This window comes from Pseudomonas sp. HD6422, from assembly GCF_025377065.1.
Taxonomy (GTDB): Bacteria; Pseudomonadota; Gammaproteobacteria; order Pseudomonadales; family Pseudomonadaceae; genus Aquipseudomonas; species Aquipseudomonas putida_U.
In genome coordinates this window covers 39,472-54,717 of sequence record NZ_JAHWIW010000016.1, presented here as the reverse complement: position 1 = coordinate 54,717, position 15,246 = coordinate 39,472, and the positions used below count along the sequence as shown (strand labels likewise).

Annotated in this window: 15 protein-coding genes, 1 tRNA gene and 2 pseudogenes; 6 read left to right on the top strand and 12 right to left on the bottom strand. The window is 63.1% G+C overall.

Annotated elements, in window-relative coordinates; translation table 11 throughout:
• Positions 1–117: 117 nt before the first annotated feature.
• Both gabT and gabD read right to left on the bottom strand, forming a co-directional pair.
• A complete protein-coding gene (gene gabT, locus KY379_RS13565; RefSeq protein ID WP_133327727.1) occupies positions 118–1,395 on the bottom strand; it encodes a 4-aminobutyrate--2-oxoglutarate transaminase in 1,278 nt (425 codons plus the stop codon).
• A 182-nt stretch (positions 1,396–1,577) separates the two neighbouring features.
• The gene (gabD, locus tag KY379_RS13560; RefSeq protein WP_133327729.1) at positions 1,578–3,020 is read right to left on the bottom strand and encodes an NADP-dependent succinate-semialdehyde dehydrogenase; all 1,443 of its coding nucleotides are present in this window, start codon (positions 3,018–3,020) and stop codon (positions 1,578–1,580) included.
• A gap of 339 nt (positions 3,021–3,359) precedes the next feature.
• Here gabD and KY379_RS13555 point away from each other — a divergent pair.
• Positions 3,360–3,436 (top strand) — tRNA-Arg (locus tag KY379_RS13555).
• A 167-nt stretch (positions 3,437–3,603) separates the two neighbouring features.
• Positions 3,604–4,041, top strand: coding sequence for a CBS domain-containing protein (locus tag KY379_RS13550; RefSeq protein ID WP_133327731.1), 438 nt, complete (start codon positions 3,604–3,606; stop codon positions 4,039–4,041).
• Between the two features lie 7 nt (positions 4,042–4,048).
• Here the strand turns inward: KY379_RS13550 and KY379_RS13545 are convergent, their stop codons facing one another.
• The 3 genes from KY379_RS13545 to KY379_RS13535 all read right to left on the bottom strand — a co-directional run bounded on the left by KY379_RS13545 (position 4,049) and on the right by KY379_RS13535 (position 5,515).
• On the bottom strand, positions 4,049–4,687 hold the full coding sequence (locus KY379_RS13545) for an NADH:ubiquinone oxidoreductase subunit N (protein WP_133327733.1): 639 nt from the start codon (positions 4,685–4,687) through the stop codon (positions 4,049–4,051).
• A gap of 66 nt (positions 4,688–4,753) precedes the next feature.
• Positions 4,754–4,996, bottom strand: a complete 243-nt coding sequence (locus KY379_RS13540) for a DUF2789 domain-containing protein (RefSeq protein ID WP_133327735.1) — start codon at positions 4,994–4,996, stop codon at positions 4,754–4,756.
• Positions 4,997–5,056: 60 nt separating this feature from the next.
• Positions 5,057–5,515: an aminoacyl-tRNA deacylase gene (locus KY379_RS13535; RefSeq protein ID WP_133327737.1), complete on the bottom strand. Its 459-nt coding sequence runs from the start codon at positions 5,513–5,515 to the stop codon at positions 5,057–5,059.
• Positions 5,516–5,611: 96 nt separating this feature from the next.
• On the opposite strand from KY379_RS13535, the pseudogene KY379_RS13530 reads away from it, so the two are divergent.
• Together KY379_RS13530 and KY379_RS13525 are read left to right on the top strand one after the other, a co-directional pair.
• Positions 5,612–6,109, top strand: a pseudogene (locus KY379_RS13530) (nodulation protein NfeD); the annotation flags it as partial.
• Positions 6,102–6,326 (top strand): annotated as a pseudogene (locus KY379_RS13525) (slipin family protein); the annotation flags it as partial. The pseudogenes KY379_RS13530 and KY379_RS13525, both read left to right, overlap by 8 nt.
• Positions 6,327–6,356: 30 nt before the next feature.
• Here KY379_RS13525 and KY379_RS13520 read toward each other — a convergent pair.
• Positions 6,357–6,989, bottom strand: coding sequence for a LysE family transporter (locus tag KY379_RS13520; RefSeq protein ID WP_133327743.1), 633 nt, complete (start codon positions 6,987–6,989; stop codon positions 6,357–6,359).
• Positions 6,990–7,073: 84 nt separating this feature from the next.
• Entirely contained in the window at positions 7,074–8,984 is a 1,911-nt protein-coding gene (locus KY379_RS13515; RefSeq protein WP_133327745.1) for an ATP-binding cassette domain-containing protein, read from the bottom strand.
• Between the two features lie 50 nt (positions 8,985–9,034).
• On the opposite strand from KY379_RS13515, the gene KY379_RS13510 reads away from it, so the two are divergent.
• A complete protein-coding gene (locus KY379_RS13510; RefSeq protein ID WP_196174216.1) occupies positions 9,035–9,517 on the top strand; it encodes a TIGR02444 family protein in 483 nt (160 codons plus the stop codon).
• On the opposite strand, the gene KY379_RS13505 is transcribed toward KY379_RS13510, so the two are convergent.
• Positions 9,493–10,590 (bottom strand): AlgP family protein, encoded by a 1,098-nt coding sequence (locus tag KY379_RS13505; RefSeq protein ID WP_261240933.1) that lies wholly within the window; start codon positions 10,588–10,590, stop codon positions 9,493–9,495. The genes KY379_RS13510 and KY379_RS13505 overlap by 25 nt on opposite strands.
• A 213-nt stretch (positions 10,591–10,803) precedes the next feature.
• On the opposite strand from KY379_RS13505, the gene KY379_RS13500 reads away from it, so the two are divergent.
• A complete protein-coding gene (locus tag KY379_RS13500; RefSeq protein WP_261240932.1) occupies positions 10,804–11,469 on the top strand; it encodes an FKBP-type peptidyl-prolyl cis-trans isomerase in 666 nt (221 codons plus the stop codon).
• On the opposite strand, the gene rsd is transcribed toward KY379_RS13500, so the two are convergent.
• The 4 genes from rsd to KY379_RS13480 form a co-directional block, all read right to left on the bottom strand.
• Positions 11,466–11,948, bottom strand: a complete 483-nt coding sequence (gene rsd / locus KY379_RS13495) for a sigma D regulator (protein WP_133327753.1) — start codon at positions 11,946–11,948, stop codon at positions 11,466–11,468. The genes KY379_RS13500 and rsd overlap by 4 nt on opposite strands.
• Positions 11,949–12,178: 230 nt before the next feature.
• Positions 12,179–12,679, bottom strand: coding sequence for a disulfide bond formation protein B (locus tag KY379_RS13490; protein WP_133327755.1), 501 nt, complete (start codon positions 12,677–12,679; stop codon positions 12,179–12,181).
• 221 nt (positions 12,680–12,900) lie between these two features.
• On the bottom strand, positions 12,901–14,139 hold the full coding sequence (locus KY379_RS13485; RefSeq protein ID WP_133327757.1) for a heme biosynthesis protein HemY: 1,239 nt from the start codon (positions 14,137–14,139) through the stop codon (positions 12,901–12,903).
• Positions 14,136–15,236, bottom strand: coding sequence for a uroporphyrinogen-III C-methyltransferase (locus KY379_RS13480; protein ID WP_196174205.1), 1,101 nt, complete (start codon positions 15,234–15,236; stop codon positions 14,136–14,138). The genes KY379_RS13485 and KY379_RS13480 overlap by 4 nt, the downstream gene beginning before the upstream one ends.
• Between the last annotated feature and the right edge of the window lie 10 nt (positions 15,237–15,246).

Sequence of the window (15,246 nt, the reverse complement as noted above, 5' to 3'; positions counted from 1 at the left end):
TGACATGCGCATCCATCGCAGCTTCCAGGGCGAATCCTTCCACAACCATAGCGTCAAGCCGCTTTCGTGGGCACAAAAAAAACCCGCCGAAGCGGGTTTTTTCTGAAGCAGGTCACATCAGGCGAGTTCAGCGAAGCACTCTTCGATGATGGCCAGGCCTTTGTCCAGCAGGGCGTCTTCGGCAGTCAGCGGCACCAGGATGCGCAGAACGTTGCCGTAGGTGCCGCAGGACAGCAGGATCAGACCCTTGTCACGCGCCTTGGCCACGACCTGGGCAACGGCAGCGGCGTTCGGGGTGTGGGTGCCTTTCTCGAAGACTTCCACGGCGATCATCGAACCCAGCCCACGGACGTCACCGATGATCGGGAACTTCTTCTGGATCTCACGCAGGCCAGTGGTCAGGCGCTCGCCGACAGCCTTGCTGCGATCCAGCAGTTTCTCTTCCTCGAACACGTCGATCACAGCCAGAGCCGCGGCACATGCGATTGGCGAACCGGCGTAGGTGCCGCCCAGGCCGCCTGGCGCGATGGCGTCCATGTACTCGGCCTTGCCGCACACACCGGCCAGCGGGAAGCCGCCAGCGATGGACTTGGCGAAGGTGGTCAGGTCAGGCGCGACGCCCATCTGTTCCATGGCGAAGAAGGTACCGGTACGGCCAGCGCCGGTCTGCACTTCGTCGGCGATCAGCAGGATGCCGTGCTGGTCGCACAGGGCACGCAGACGCTGCATCAGCTCTTTCGGCGCAGGCAGGAAGCCGCCTTCACCTTGTACCGGCTCGAGGATGATGGCGGCGATGTCACGCGGCTCGGCATCGTTTTTGAAGATGCGCTCGACCGAGGCAATCGCGTCATCGACGCTGACACCGTGCAGCTCGCTCGGGAACAGAGCGCGGAAGATGCCACCTGGCATCAGGCCCATGCCAGCGGAGTACGGTACGACTTTGCCGGTCAGGCCCAGGGTCATCATGGTACGGCCATGGTAGCCACCGGTGAAGGCGATCACGCCAGCGCGGCCAGTGGCGGCACGGGCGATCTTGACGGCGTTTTCAACGGCTTCGGAGCCGGTGGAAACCAGCAGGGTCTTCTTGGCGAAGTCGCCTGGGACCAGCTTGTTGATCTTTTCGCACAGCTCGACGTAAGGCTCGTAGGCCAACACCTGGAAGCAGGTGTGGCTGACCTTGGTCAGCTGCTCTTGGACGGCCGCGACCACCTTCGGGTGCAGGTGGCCGGTGTTCAGTACAGCGATGCCGCCGGCGAAGTCGATCAGTTCGCGGCCTTCAACGTCGATCACCGTCGAGTTCTTCGCGCTTTCGACGAAGATCGGGTGAATCTGGCCAACGCCACGTGGGACGGCGGCTACACGACGTTGCATCAAGGATTCGTTGGTCTTGCTCATAATGCCCTCATCCGCGCCGCTTCGAACGGCGCTTTTATTCGGGGGTGGCTGGGTAGGCCGTTGAACAGTATTCGTTGATCGACTGTCTCGGGCGCCCGGCCACCAGGTACTGCGATGTAAAAAAGGCCAGCGAGACGTCGCTCTCGCGCCCCGCTGGCAGAGGTAAAGCCTTTACCCGGCGATCAGACGCTGATGCACAGGTATTTGATTTCGAGGTAGTCCTCGATACCGTACTTGGAGCCTTCGCGGCCCAGGCCCGAAGCCTTGATGCCGCCGAATGGCGCGACTTCGTTGGAGATCAGGCCGGTGTTGATACCCACCATGCCGTATTCCAGGGCCTCGGCGACACGGAACACGCGGCTCATGTCACGGGCGTAGAAGTACGAGGCCAGGCCGAACTCGGTGTCGTTGGACATGGCGATGACTTCGGCTTCGTCTTTGAAGCGGAACAGCGGTGCCAACGGGCCGAAGGTTTCTTCCTTGGCGACGGCAGCGGTCTTCGGCACGTCGACCAGGATGGTCGGCTCGAAGAAGTTGCCTTCGATGATCTTGCCACCGGCCAGCACCTTGGCGCCTTTGCCAACGGCGTCGTCGATGTGTTCCTGAACCTTGGCGACAGCCTTGCCGTCGATCAGCGGGCCCGTGGTGGTGCCTTCTTCCAGGCCGTTACCGATCTTCAGCTTGGCCACGGCAGCGGCCAGCTTCTCGGCGAACGCGTCGTAGACGCCGTCCTGCACGTAGATACGGTTGGCGCAGACGCAGGTCTGGCCGTTGTTGCGGTACTTGGAGATGATCGCGCCCTCGACCGCCTTGTCCAGGTCGGCGTCGTCGAACACGATGAACGGGGCGTTGCCACCCAGCTCCAGGGAAACTTTCTTGATGTCCTTGGCGCATTCTTCCATCAGCTGGCGACCGATTTCGGTCGAGCCGGTGAAGGACAGCTTGCGCACCAGGGAGTTGCCGGTCAGCTCGCCGCCGACTTCGCCAGCGCTGCCGGTGACGACGCTCAGCACGCCAGCCGGGATACCGGCGCGGTTGGCCAGCTCGACCAGGGCCAGTGCCGAGTACGGGGTCTGCGAAGCAGGCTTGAGGACCATGGTGCAGCCAGCGGCCAGGGCCGGGCCGGCTTTACGGGTGATCATCGCGGCCGGGAAGTTCCACGGGGTGATGGCCGCGGTAACGCCGATCGGCTGCTTGATGACGATCAGGCGCTTGTCAGGCTGGTGGCCTGGGATGGTGTCACCGTAGACACGCTTGGCTTCTTCGGCGAACCACTCGATGAACGAGGCGGCATAGGCGATTTCGCCCTTGGCTTCGGCCAGTGGCTTACCCTGCTCGGTGGTCATCAGGCGAGCCAGGTCGTCCTGGTTCTCGATCATCAGTTCGAACCAGCGACGCAGCTTGGTCGAACGCTCTTTGGCAGTCAGCGCACGCCAGGCCGGCAGGGCCTTGTCGGCGGCTTCGATGGCGCGGCGGGTTTCCGCGGTGCCCATCTTCGGCACGGTACCGATGACTTCACCAGTGGCCGGGTTGGTCACATTGATGGTCTGGCCGCTGTCCGCATCCAGCCACTCACCGTTAATGAAGGCTTGCTGGCGGAACAACTGAGCGTCTTTGAGCTGCATGTCGGCTTCCCGAATTGTTGATTGTAGAAAAAGCGTTTGAAATCTCAAACGAATGCTAAGCGGCTGCTGGGGTGTTGGACAATAGGCTGTTCGAAAAAAAGAACGAATGGTTGAACACCCTATCCGAAATCGAGCCCTTTCCTGCGCCGGGCAGGTGTGGCCCATTCGCTACCCCCGCGTTCTCGAACAGCGTGGACCGTGAAAGGACCGGTACAGGTTAGACGATCGAACTCCAGGAAATGCGATCGAAGGACCAACGGACCTCTGCAAATGCTGAAAACGGCTACAGATCAATACGATGGACGCAACCGAATCAGATCGGTATCATGCCTGCGCGCCGCACTCGTAGCTCAGCTGGATAGAGTACTGCCCTCCGAAGGCAGGGGTCGTGGGTTCGAATCCCGCCGAGTGCGCCATCTTCAATCACAAAGCCCGCCATGAGCGGGCTTTGTCGTTTCTGCGCACTCACCTAATGACGTTTTTCAATCGCCTCGATGCCGTTTCCTGCATTGCCGTGCAAGGCGCCGTGCCGGATGCTTTATTTACTCCGACAGGTCGTACTTTTCACCCCGCAGAGGCCCTTATGAAGAACGTCGAACAATTGCTCAAGACCAAGTCCCAACATCAGACCGTGTACACCATCGGCCCTGAGGACTCGGTGCTGGAGGCGCTCAAGCTGCTGGCTGAAAAGAACATCGGTGCCCTGCCCGTGGTGGAAGACGGACAAGTGGTGGGCATCGTCAGTGAGCGCGACTACGCACGCAAGCTGGTGCTCAAGGGACGTTCATCGGCCGCCACCCCTGTGCGGGAAATCATGAGCGCACCGGTGATCACGGTTGAACCCCGCAAGAAGCTGGACGACTGCATGCAGTTGATGACCGACCGCCACCTGCGCCACCTGCCGGTGGTCGACGGCGGCAAACTGCTCGGTTTGCTGTCGATCGGCGACCTGGTCAAGGAAACCATCGCCGAACAGGCCGGGTTGATTCAGCAGCTGGAGCAGTACATCCGCGGCGAATGACCGAGCCTCAGTGGTAGGCACGCTCCAGTTCGTCGAGCTGATGATCGAAACTGCGCAGGCGTGCCGACCAGGTGTACACCAGTACCTCCAGATCACGGTTGAGCACGGCGGTGTTGCCCCGGTCGGTGCTCGAAGGCTCGCAAAGATCCAACTGGTAGCGTTCGCGCGCCATGGCCGTGGCCACGCTGGAGAGATCACGGGCATTGGCCAGCCACCGGTGGTGATGGTCGTGGACCTCACGGTCCAGCGCCCGACATTGACGTCTGAGGGCGTCCAGGCTTTGCTCCAGCGGTGTCCCCTTGAGCTCGCCCATGACTTCTTCGAACGTCCGTCCGGAGTGCCAATAGCTGCCCCAGAAGTAACGGTCGAACACTGTCTCGACCCGACGCAGGGCCACCTTGGTGTTCCAGATGGTCAGCAGCGTTCGACCCTGGCTCACTTCACGCTTGTTCAGGTGCCATTGCTGCCAGGCGATCCAGGTCAACGCCACCAACGTAACGGCAGCGGTCACGGCGGCTGCGGCGTAGAGAAACTGCACCGCCTGGCTCATCTGGTGCGTATGGCGGATGCCGTAGAAGTAACCGGCCGTCAGTGCGCCCAGGATCGTCACGGAGCACCAGAAACCTGGCGCGTAGGGATCTTTCATCGCCATATCCCCTTATTGTTTTCCTGAGCATAGCAACGGCCAAATCACTCACAGCTGCCGCTCGGCTTATTTTTTTTGCGGGTGCAGCGCCTCGTTGAGTTGGTCGATCATCGGTACCCAGTCGGCATCCTCGACGTAGCTCTCCTTGAGGAAAGCCCGCTGCGATTCGTTCCAAAAGGGTGCGTCGACCAGCTTGGTGCCGTCATCGAGCGGCGAGTGGGTGGTAATGAAGCGCTCGATGTCCGTCGGGTCGTCCGACAGCCCGAGTTGCTTGAAGATTTCGGAAAATTGATGGGTCGGTGCGTCCATGGTGCCTCCTAGGCGCCTGGGCGGTTGTCCACGACACCGCCCGGCATGGGTTGAAGAGCATCAGCACAATTCGCGCACTTCGGCGCGTGGTACCAATTTCAGGTATTGCTCCATGCTCATGTGGATGAGGTGATCGTGATCACCTGCCTCCAGGTAGACATCGCCCTGACGGGTAAGACTCGAATCGAGCAGCATGTTTATCTGATAGGCCTCACCCAAGGCCGGCACGGCACCGCGCTCGCAGTCGCCGAACAGGCTCGGCAGGCCACTTTCACGGGTCAGCTGCCAAGCCCCGGTCATCCGTACCTTGCTCATGTCCAGGTGGCGGTTGGCCGGCAGCACCGCCATGAGGTAATTGCCATGACGGTCGTCGAGCATCACCGACTTGGCGACCCGCTCGGCGGGCACGCCTGCGGTACGGGCCGACTCGAGGCTGGTGGCCGAATGAGGATGGGGAATGATGTCGTAGTCGCAGTTGGCCTGGTCCAGGCGTTGCTGCAGGGTCTTGGCCATACGCATGTTGCACCTCCGGATATCCCCCACTGTTCAATTTTAGGCCGTGCCCGGGCAGGCATGGCTAAACTTTGCTTAGAGACCTCGACGAGGTGACGACAGGTGTACACGCGATGTTGCCGCTGGTTGCTCCTGGCGCTGCTGGCGCTGACCCCGGCAGGTCATGCCGCGCCAGGCAGCGTCTGGGTGCTGGACATCGGCGATGCCATCGGCCCGGCCAGCGCCGATTACCTGGTACGCAGCCTGGAGCAGGCAGGGGATCAGGGAGCGCAGTTGGTGGTGATCCGCCTGGACACGCCCGGCGGGCTGGATACCGCCATGCGCCAGATGATCAAGGCGATCCTCGCCAGCCCGGTTCCGGTGGTCAGCTTCGTCGCGCCCAGCGGCGCCCGCGCCGCCAGCGCCGGCACCTACATTCTGTATGCAAGCCACGTCGCCGCCATGGCGCCGGGGACCAACCTGGGTGCCGCCACGCCCGTGCAGATCGGCGGCCCAGCCGGCTCTTCCCCAGACAAGGCACCAGATGACAAAGCCAATACCGCAGACGACGCCACCCTGGCGCGCAAGCAGGTCAACGATGCCGCCGCCTACATCCGAGGCCGAACGTGAACGGCGAGCCAAGGTGATCCATGCCGAAGGGGAACTGCAGGCGTCGGAAAAGCTCATGCAGGCCGCGCAGATGCTCGGCAAGGAGCCAGGCGCCATGCAGCTGCGTTACATGCAGACGCTGGGGGCGATTGCCGGGGACAAGAGCTCGACCATCGTCTTCCCGTTGCCGCTGGATCTATTCAAAGGGTTGGCGGACAAGCCGAATTGAGGCGGGGGCGTCCTGCGCCCCCTGGCTCGGTCAGACTGGTGCGCGGCGCAAGGTCGCGAGGAAGGTTGCAGCACCGAGGAACAAGCCGGCGAACGTGCGGTTCAGACGCTTTTGCTGCTTGGGCGTGCGCAATACCCGCAAGACCCGGGCTGCGAGCCCGGTGTAGCCTGCCATCACCAACAGGTCGACGGTCACCATGGTCACCGCGATCGCCACATACTGCGCCAGCAGCGGCTCGTGCGGGTTGATGAACTGCGGCAGCACGGCGAGCATGAACACCAGCGCCTTGGGGTTACTGACGTTGACCAGGAATCCGCGGAACACCAGGCTCAGCGGCTTGCCGATCGGGCGGATGCCGGACTCATCGGTCATGTCCATCGGCAAGGCACGCCACTGTTTGTAGGCCAGGTACACGAGATAGGCGACACCGAACCACTTGATCAGCTGGAAGGCGGTGGCCGACGCGGCGAGCACGGCGCCGACACCGGCAGCGATGATGGCGATCTGCAGGATCAGGCCCAGTTGCAGGCCCAGGGCATTCCAATAACCCCGCCAGAAGCCATACTGCAGCCCGCTGGACATCGAGGCGATGGCCCCGGCACCCGGCGACAGGCTGATGACCCAGCACGCGGCAAAGAAGCCTAACCACACGTCCATCGACATCACACACCTCACTTCACTCGAACAAATGTTGCAAAACGTTAAGCTAAGCGGTTGGTGAAAAAATGACCAGCGAATTTTGCGTGATCAGGACAGCGCCTCGAGCTCGGCCTGCATGCTCTCCAGGGTTTCCAGCGCTTCCATCCAGGCTTCTTCCAGTTCGGCTTCGCGCTGCTTGAACTTCGTCTGCCGCGCCAGCAGATCCCGCAACTCATCTTTGCGCGCCGCTTCGTAGACTCCGCTGTCGCCCAACGCGGCCTCGACCTCGGCCAGTTGCCCATGCAACTGGTTGAGTTCGGCCTCCAGCTTGTCGGCAGCCTTTTTATGCGGGGCCAACTGCTGGCGCAAGGCTGCAGCAGCCTGGCGCTGGGCCTTCTTGTCGGTCTTGTCCGGGTTGACCGGCGCATTGCTGGCGGGTGCGCTGCGCTGGCGGTAGTCGACCAACCAACGGCTGTAATCGTCGAGATCGCCGTCGAAGGTGTCGACCTTGCCGTCGGCCACCAGGAGGAAGTCGTTGGTGGTGCTCTTGAGCAGGTGACGATCGTGGGAAACCACGACCACGGCACCGGCGAATTCCTGCAGGGCCATGGTCAGCGCCAGACGCATTTCCAAGTCCAGGTGGTTGGTCGGCTCGTCGAGCAGCAGCAGGTTGGGCCGCTCCCAGGCGATCAGTGCCAGAGCCAGGCGGGCCTTTTCGCCGCCGGAGAAATTGACCACCGGTTCGTCGACGCGATCGCCATGGAAATCGAAGCCGCCGAGGAAGTCACGCAGGGTCTGCTCGCGCTCGGTCGGGGCAATGCGCTGCAGGTGCAGCAACGGACTGGCTTTGTCGTCGAGCGAGTCGAGCTGGTGCTGGGCGAAATAGCCCACTGCCAGGTTTTCGCCACGCACCAGGCGCCCGGAAAGCGGCTCGAGTTCACCGGCGAGGTTCTTGATCAGGGTCGACTTGCCTGCGCCGTTGGGGCCCAGCAGACCGATCCGTGCGCCGGGAGCCAACTGCAGTTTGACCTTGTCGAGAATGGCCTTGTCGCCATATCCCAGGCGTCCCTCGGACAGGTCGAGCAGCGGGCTGGAAATCTTCTGCGACTCGCGGAAGACGAAATCGAACGGCGAATCGACATGGGCCGCCGACAGCTCCTCCATGCGCTCCAGAGCCTTGATCCGGCTTTGCGCCTGACGGGCCTTGGTGGCCTGGGCCTTGAACCGGGCGATGTACTTTTCCATGTGCGCACGTTGCGCCTGCTGCTTCTCGTAGGCCTGCTGCTGCTGCGCCAGGCGCTCGGCCCGGGTACGCTCGAAGGCGCTGTAACCGCCCTTGTACAGATTGAGCTTGCGCTGTTCGACGTGCAGCACATGGTCGACCACGGCATCGAGGAAATCGCGGTCATGGGAGATCAGCAGCAGCGTGCCGGGGTAGCCCTTGAGCCAGTCTTCCAACCACAGGATGGCATCGAGGTCGAGGTGGTTGGTGGGCTCGTCGAGCAACAGCAGGTCGGATGGGCACATCAGTGCCTGGGCCAGGTTCAGACGCATGCGCCAGCCACCGGAGAAGTCGCCGACGCGGCGATCCATCTGCTCGTTGGTGAAGCCCAAGCCCGCCAGCAGCTTGCGCGCACGGGCGTCGGCGGTATAGCCGTCGGCACTTTCCAGTTCACTGTGCAAACGGGCCAGGGCAGTGCCGTCATGGGCGGCCTCGGCCACCGCCAGCTCGGCCTGGACCTTGCGCAGACGTGCGTCGCCATCGAGCACGTAGTCCACGGCCAGGCGATCGAGGGTATCGACCTCCTGGCGCATGTGCGCGATGCGCCAGTCGCCAGGCAACTGACAATCGCCGGCATCGGGCGTCAGCTCGCCGCGCAGGAGGGCGAACAGGCTGGATTTTCCGGCGCCGTTGGCGCCGATCAGGCCGGCCTTGTGACCGGCGTGCAGGGTCATCTCGGCGCCTTCTAGCAAGCGCTGCGGACCACGCTGTAAAGTGAGGTTGGATAGTCTGATCATGATGGTCGCGGAGTCTACCAGCTTCCTCGGCCCGTAGCGTGAGTGGAATGATGCACACCGACCTGTGGAATCACGCCCTGGCCCTCTATGGGCGACCTGGCGTGGAAACCGCCTGCCTGGCACTGCAAGACCTGGGCGGCGACGTTTGCCTGTTGCTCTGCGCCACGTGGCTGCAAGCCCGCAGGGTGGCCGTGGACGAAGCGCGCATCAAAGCCTTGCGAGGCCTTGCCGAGCCCTGGCAAGGCCAAGTGGTCGGCCCATTGCGGGAGCTGCGTCAGCGCTGGCGTAACCAGGCGCACGACGATAGCGCCCTGGCGACGCTACGGATGCAGGTGAAGGCCATGGAACTGGAAGCAGAGAAGGTGTTGCTGACGCGGCTGCAAGCCTGCTCGCAACTGTGGCCCGCAGACCCGGGTGGCGCCTCGGGCGACTGGCTGGACGCATTGGCGCCGGCCAACGCCCTGGGCCACGGCGCGCTGTTGCGATTGCGCGCCGCAGCCAGGGGGCTTCAGGAAGCCGAGGACGGCGTCTGAGCTGGGGTGCTGGCAGATGCTGCCGATGGCGAGGCCGGGGCGGGCGAGTTGGTCACCGGTGCACTGGCGGCCGGTGTAGTCGCTGGCTTGGTTTCGGCCGGTTTGGCGGCTACCGGCTTGGCAGCGGCAGGTTTGGCCGGCGCCTTGGCAGCGGGCTTGGCGGCAGGCTTTGCAGCTGGCTTGGTAGCGGATGCCTTGGCAGCCGGCTTCGTCGCAGCGGGCTTGGCAGCGGCTGGTGTGGCCGCAGTCTTGGCAGCAGGTTTCGCCGCGGCTGGCTTGGCCGAGGCCTTGGCAGCAGTTGGTTTGGCTGCGGCAGCACGTGTCGCAGGCTTGGCCGCAGCGGCCTTGGCTGGCGCCTTGGTAGCCGCAGGTTTGGCTGCAGCAGTACGAGCCGGGGCTTTGCTGGCGGCCGGCTTAGCGGCTGTCTTGTTCACTGCAGGCTTGGCAGCGGCCTTGCTCGTGGCGGGCTTGGCAGCAGCGACTTTGGCTGGTGCTTTTGCGGCAGCAGGTTTGGCCGCAGCACGGGCGGGTGCCTTGGCAGCTGCAGGCTTGGCCGCAGCACGGGCTGGCGCCTTGGCAGCTGCAGGCTTGGCCGCAGCACGAGCGGGTGCCTTGGCAGTTGCAGGTTTGGCCGCAGCGCGAGTGGGTGCCTTGGCAACAGCCGGTTTGGCCGCACGTTGATCGAGCGCTTTGGTGGCTGCCTCACGCACCTTGCCAACACCCTGGGCTAGCTTCAGGCTTTCCTGGGCGTCACGTTTGAGTTGCTGAATATATCCGCGGGTCTGGGTCTGGCGATCCTTGAGGGAGTCGAGCACTTCCTCCAATTCGCCGATGGCTTTTTGCGCTTTGCTCTGCGCCTTGGCTTTACCCGCCTTGGCCGCATCCTGCAACTTCAGGCGACCGGTGTGCAGTTTTTCCTGAGCCTTGCCACGCTGCTTTTCCAACTTGGCCAGGAGTTTCTCCGCGTCCGCCAGTGCTTGGGAGCAGGCATCTTCCAAATGTTCGAGCAGGCTGCTCGAAAGTTGCTGGAGCAGGTGTAACGGCGTACTTACTGGCTTCTTCTTGGCCGACATGGTTTACCTCCTGGCTGACGAGATTGCGGCTCATACTATGCTTCTGCTGCTACCGCCGCTAGGGCATGTGGACAGTATTGTTTGCGCCGCGTTGCATGCCTGGGCAAAGTTGTTATCTTGCAGCTCCGAGCAAGTGTAGTTGCTTAACTCATCATTGCCGATATTTGGCCCAATCACTTTATTGCGCGCATCCTTCAATTGCCTGGAGTTGTCATGCCCCGTTCTCTGGTTCTCGGCCTGTGCCTGATGGCGCCCTCCGCACTGGCCAACCCCGATGCCGCCCCTGCCAACGACCACGACCTGGCCTACAGCCTCGGCGCAAGCCTGGGAGAGCGCCTGCGCCAGGACATGCCCGGGCTGCAATTGGACGTGTTGGTGGAGGGGCTGCGCCAGGCCTACCTGGGCCAGCCGCTGAAACTCGACGACGCCCGCATGCAAGCCATCCTGCAGGCGCACGATGCCCAGGCCGGCAGCCCCGTGGGGCAGGAAGACATGTTGAAGCTGCAAGCGGCCGAGACCCGCTTCATGGCCAACGAAAGGGCCCGCGCCGGCATGCACGAGCTTGCCGAAGGCGTGCTTTACAGTGAACTGGCCAGTGGCTCCGGCGCGCAACCGAGAGCCGATGGCAAGGTGCAGGTGCGGTATGTGGGCAAGCTGCCGGATGGCTCGGTATTCGACCAAAGCCAGCAACCGCAGTGGTTCAGCCTGAATTCGGTAATCGAAGGCTGGAAAGTGGCTTTGCCACATATGAAAACCGGCGCCAAGTGGCGCCTGGTCATTCCTTCGGCACAGGCCTATGGCGCACAGGGGGCGGGCGACCTGATCGCGCCGTATACCCCACTGGTGTTCGAGATCGAACTGCTGCCGGTCAGCGATTAGTCCAGCGCCGGAACTTGCTCGGCACTTTCTTCCTGATGGGCATTGTGTAGGACTTCGATCAGGCAGTCTTCCAGCTCGAAGCGCTCGTGCAACAGGCCACCCAATTTGCCAAGTTTTTCGGCGAATCGTTCGGGATCGGTGCAACCACTCTTCTCGCAATGGTCGTTGAAGGCCAGGGCGATCTGGGTGATGTCATTGATGCGCGGGTTGATCTCCTCCGCCAGCACCAAGGCCTTTTCGTCGCCGAATGCCTTTGCCTCGCTGACCAGTTGCTCGCAGACCTCGAAATGCCACGCCGACACGTAATCGACGAGAACCTCGCAGAATCCCCCGTTGTGCTCCCGATCGGCAAAGGCCGGCTTGGCATCGCGCAAGGCGCGGAAAGCCTGCACCAGCTCCTGGCGCTCCTTCAGCCAACGGTCGATCAGCTTGTGAACCCCACCCCAGCGTTCCTGGGCGTTCTGGCAACTATCGAGCATGGCGATCTCATCCCTTCTGGGTTGATGCCGTTGCACCTCGTAGCACAATCGTGCAGCACAAAGGTGACATCAGCAGGACGGCATCGAGCAGTTGTAATTTCGGTATACGTGCTGCGAGATTATTCCCGCGCGTGCAGGCCTTCAAGGTACGCAGCAGACAAAGTTCATACAAGCGTTTAATACTTTTTCTGTTCACCACTGGTCGCGCAATGCTTTGGCATTGCTATAGATCAAGCATTGGCCAAGACACGCAACCGATAAGCGAACAGACAGGACAAGGGCACCGAGGCCAACAACAGGAACGCCACCAGGCTCCACTCCGGAAGCGTCAGGTCGATGAAGCTCCAGGTCAGCGAGCCGCAATCCGAGCCGCTCCACAACAGGGACCGGACGATTTCATACCAGGGCTGCTCGAACACTCGTGACATGGGCTGGGGACACGAGCTGCCGGCCACGCCCTGCACCCACACATGCCGCGCCGCCAGCATCGCGCCCACCAGCGCGCAGACCAGGGCAGCCACCATGTAGCGATAGATGCCACGCACTCCGGGGCCATGCAGCCAGGCCACGAAACAGACAAGGGTGTATCCGGCCAGTGCCACGCGCTGGCTGAAGCAGAGCGCACACGGCATCAGACCCAGTACGCTTTCGAGGTAGAAAGACGCTGCCAGTATCGCCAGAGAGGCAAGCCAGGCGGGAAGAAACGGAGTACGAAAGCGGGCCGGCAACATGGTCGGAATGGGTCCGGGGATGGAAGATTGGCCTGAGACGGTAGAGGATACCTATGCTTTGTTTCAAGGCACTACGGGAACGGGAAGTCGATTCGAACTGAAGGAAAATTCCGAGCTCGATGTAGGATCCCCCCAAGGAACAATCTCGCAGAACTCCCCGTTTTCACTGGATAAATTACCCGCCCAGCAGCCCGGGCCACGCCACGGGCTGCTTGGGTACATCAAGCTCTGACGCTTTCCGGCAGCGGCAGCGCCAACAGGCGCTCATCCAACAGACCGAGCCCCTCCTGGAACAGCTGGTTGCTGCGTTCGGTCTCGCCGAGGCCGGCCAGCAGGCGGGCGAGCTCGGCACAGGCTTCGGGATTGCGCTCCATGCGCAAGCTGCTTTCGAGGTAGTCACGGGCCTTGCCCCACAAGCGGTTCTGCAGGCTCAGACGGCCAAGGGTCAAGAGCAGGCTGGGGTCTTGCGGATGGGCCTTGAGCCAGCCTTCGGCGGTCTGCAGCTGGCGCGCCGGGTCATCGCCCCGCACCAGACCGTACAGACGCGCCAGATGGCTTTCGTACTCACGCTTGAGCGCCGTGCGCAACACCTGCTCTGCCTCGCCCTGGGCGCCCACCTGGCGCAGTTGCTCAGCGTAGGCCAGGACCAACTGCGGCTCCTGTCGCTGGGCAGCGCTTAGTTGCTGCCAGGCCCTTTCCAGGGCCTGCCGCGCGGTCTGGGCGTCTTCGCCACGGGTAGCCGCCAGGCTCAGATTCTGGCCCCATGCGCGCTGTTCCAGAGCAGCCAGCTCCTTGGCCGGTAGCACCTTGTGCTTGCGCAGGTCGGGTAGCAGACGGATCAACGCCGACCAATCGCCGCGTTCCAGGTACAGGCGCTGCAGCAGGCGCAGCACCTGGCCGTTGTGCGGGTGACGTTCCTGCATCGCCAGCAACGTTTCAAGGGCGCCGTCGGATTCGCCACGATCCATCTGTAACTGGGCATGGGTCAGGGCGATGGCCAACTCGGCCTGAGGCTGGCGTTCCAGCGCACGCTCAAGCAGGTTGTCGCTGTCCTCGCTGCGCCCCTGTTCGTTGGCCGCTCGGGCAGCGCCGAGGTAGTAGAGCAGCGGCTGGCGCTCGGCTTCGGCAGCGCGATGCAGGTGGCGCTGGGCGCTGGCCCAGCGTCCTTCGGCGAGATCCAGTTGACCCTGCTCGATGGCCACGCGCACGCGGCGAGTACGATTACGCCGCGACCAGGGATTGACTACGCCGCTGGAGGTGAGCACCAAGCCCACCAGGTAGCGTACCAGCCACAACAGCAGCACGATCGCCACCAGTGCTGCCAGAGCCGCCCACAAACCTGACTGATAGCGGAAGCCGCCATAGGCGATCATCACGTAGCCACTGTGCTTGGCCACGGCGATGCCGAGCGCTGCGGCGACGACGATCGCCAGCACCGCCAACAGGTAGACACGTTTCATGGTTTGGCCCCCTCGCCTTCGACCGGCAGGTGGCGACGCTGGATATAGGCCTGCACCGCAGCCAGGCTGTCGCTCAGGTCAGGGGTGACCACCGACACCGGCTGCTCGGCCAGCGCATTGAGGCTTTCGAGCATGGCCTGGCTTTGCGGGTTGTCGGCGTTGAAGTTGGCCAGCAGCACGCTGCGGGCATCGTCCAGGGCTTGGGTGTAGACCTTGGCCTGCCCATTGAGCGCCGCCCACTGGGCCTGCTCGATGGTCAGGCTCAGCGCCAGCCGCAGTTGGTTGAGCGATTGCCCGGCCAGCAGCGGCCGAACGTTGTCATCGGCATTGAAATCGATCTGGAAGTACTTGCCGATTTCCGCCCACCACTGTGACCAACGACTGGCGCCGTCACCGTCGGAGGTCAGCGCCCCCATGGGATCGGCGTTGCTGTCGAACTCCGGCGACCGGGCGCTGAGCTGCTGCACCAGCTCGCGCTGGGCCGCAAGCTTGAGGAACAGCCCGGTACGATCCGGCTGCTCGGTGCTGTTGAGCGTAGCCAGGCTGCGGGCCAATGCTTCACGGGCGGCGAAGGCGCCGGGGTCGCTCTGCTCGCGGAGAATTTCATCGGCACCTTCGACCAGGGCCTTGGCGCTGGTGATGTCCTGCAGCGCCGACAGGCGCAGGGTGGCCAGTCGCAGCAGGTGCTCGGCCTCGGCCAGCCGCCATTCCTTGCGGCTCTCGCCCAGCACGGTTTCCAGGCGTTGGCTCAAACGTTGCTGATCGCCCTGCAACTGCGCCACCAGCCGGCGACGGTCTTCAAGCTCGCTGGCAGCCGGCAAACTGGCCAGTTGCTCGCTGATCTGCTGTTCGCGCTGCTGCAGAGCTGCGGCACGTTGGCTCAACGTTTCAAGGTGCTGACCCTGGCTCAGTTCGCTGCCTTGCAGTTGCCGCACTTGCCAGACGCCCCAGCCGCCGACCGCGACCCCCGCCGCGCCAACCAACAGGGCCAGTAAGGCCAGGCCGCTGCCGGTACGCTTGGCGGGCGCGGCGGTATCGGATTGCGCCGGCTCCTGGGCCGACGGCTGTTCATTGTTGGGCAAGACAGTTTCGCTCACGTATCCATCC

Bases quoted from the DNA above. Each gene is read 5' to 3' on its own strand.
- gabT (WP_133327727.1), bottom strand. From the start codon at position 1,395: ATGAGCAAGACCAACGAATCCTTGATGCAACGTCGTGTAGCCGCCGTC.
- gabD (WP_133327729.1), bottom strand. From the start codon at position 3,020: ATGCAGCTCAAAGACGCTCAGTTGTTCCGCCAGCAAGCCTTCATTAAC.
- KY379_RS13550 (WP_133327731.1), top strand. From the start codon at position 3,604: ATGAAGAACGTCGAACAATTGCTCAAGACCAAGTCCCAACATCAGACC.
- KY379_RS13545 (WP_133327733.1), bottom strand. From the start codon at position 4,687: ATGAAAGATCCCTACGCGCCAGGTTTCTGGTGCTCCGTGACGATCCTG.
- KY379_RS13540 (WP_133327735.1), bottom strand. From the start codon at position 4,996: ATGGACGCACCGACCCATCAATTTTCCGAAATCTTCAAGCAACTCGGG.
- KY379_RS13535 (WP_133327737.1), bottom strand. From the start codon at position 5,515: ATGCGTATGGCCAAGACCCTGCAGCAACGCCTGGACCAGGCCAACTGC.
- KY379_RS13520 (WP_133327743.1), bottom strand. From the start codon at position 6,989: ATGTCGATGGACGTGTGGTTAGGCTTCTTTGCCGCGTGCTGGGTCATC.
- KY379_RS13515 (WP_133327745.1), bottom strand. From the start codon at position 8,984: ATGATCAGACTATCCAACCTCACTTTACAGCGTGGTCCGCAGCGCTTG.
- KY379_RS13510 (WP_196174216.1), top strand. From the start codon at position 9,035: ATGCACACCGACCTGTGGAATCACGCCCTGGCCCTCTATGGGCGACCT.
- KY379_RS13505 (WP_261240933.1), bottom strand. From the start codon at position 10,590: ATGTCGGCCAAGAAGAAGCCAGTAAGTACGCCGTTACACCTGCTCCAG.
- KY379_RS13500 (WP_261240932.1), top strand. From the start codon at position 10,804: ATGCCCCGTTCTCTGGTTCTCGGCCTGTGCCTGATGGCGCCCTCCGCA.
- rsd (WP_133327753.1), bottom strand. From the start codon at position 11,948: ATGCTCGATAGTTGCCAGAACGCCCAGGAACGCTGGGGTGGGGTTCAC.
- KY379_RS13490 (WP_133327755.1), bottom strand. From the start codon at position 12,679: ATGTTGCCGGCCCGCTTTCGTACTCCGTTTCTTCCCGCCTGGCTTGCC.
- KY379_RS13485 (WP_133327757.1), bottom strand. From the start codon at position 14,139: ATGAAACGTGTCTACCTGTTGGCGGTGCTGGCGATCGTCGTCGCCGCA.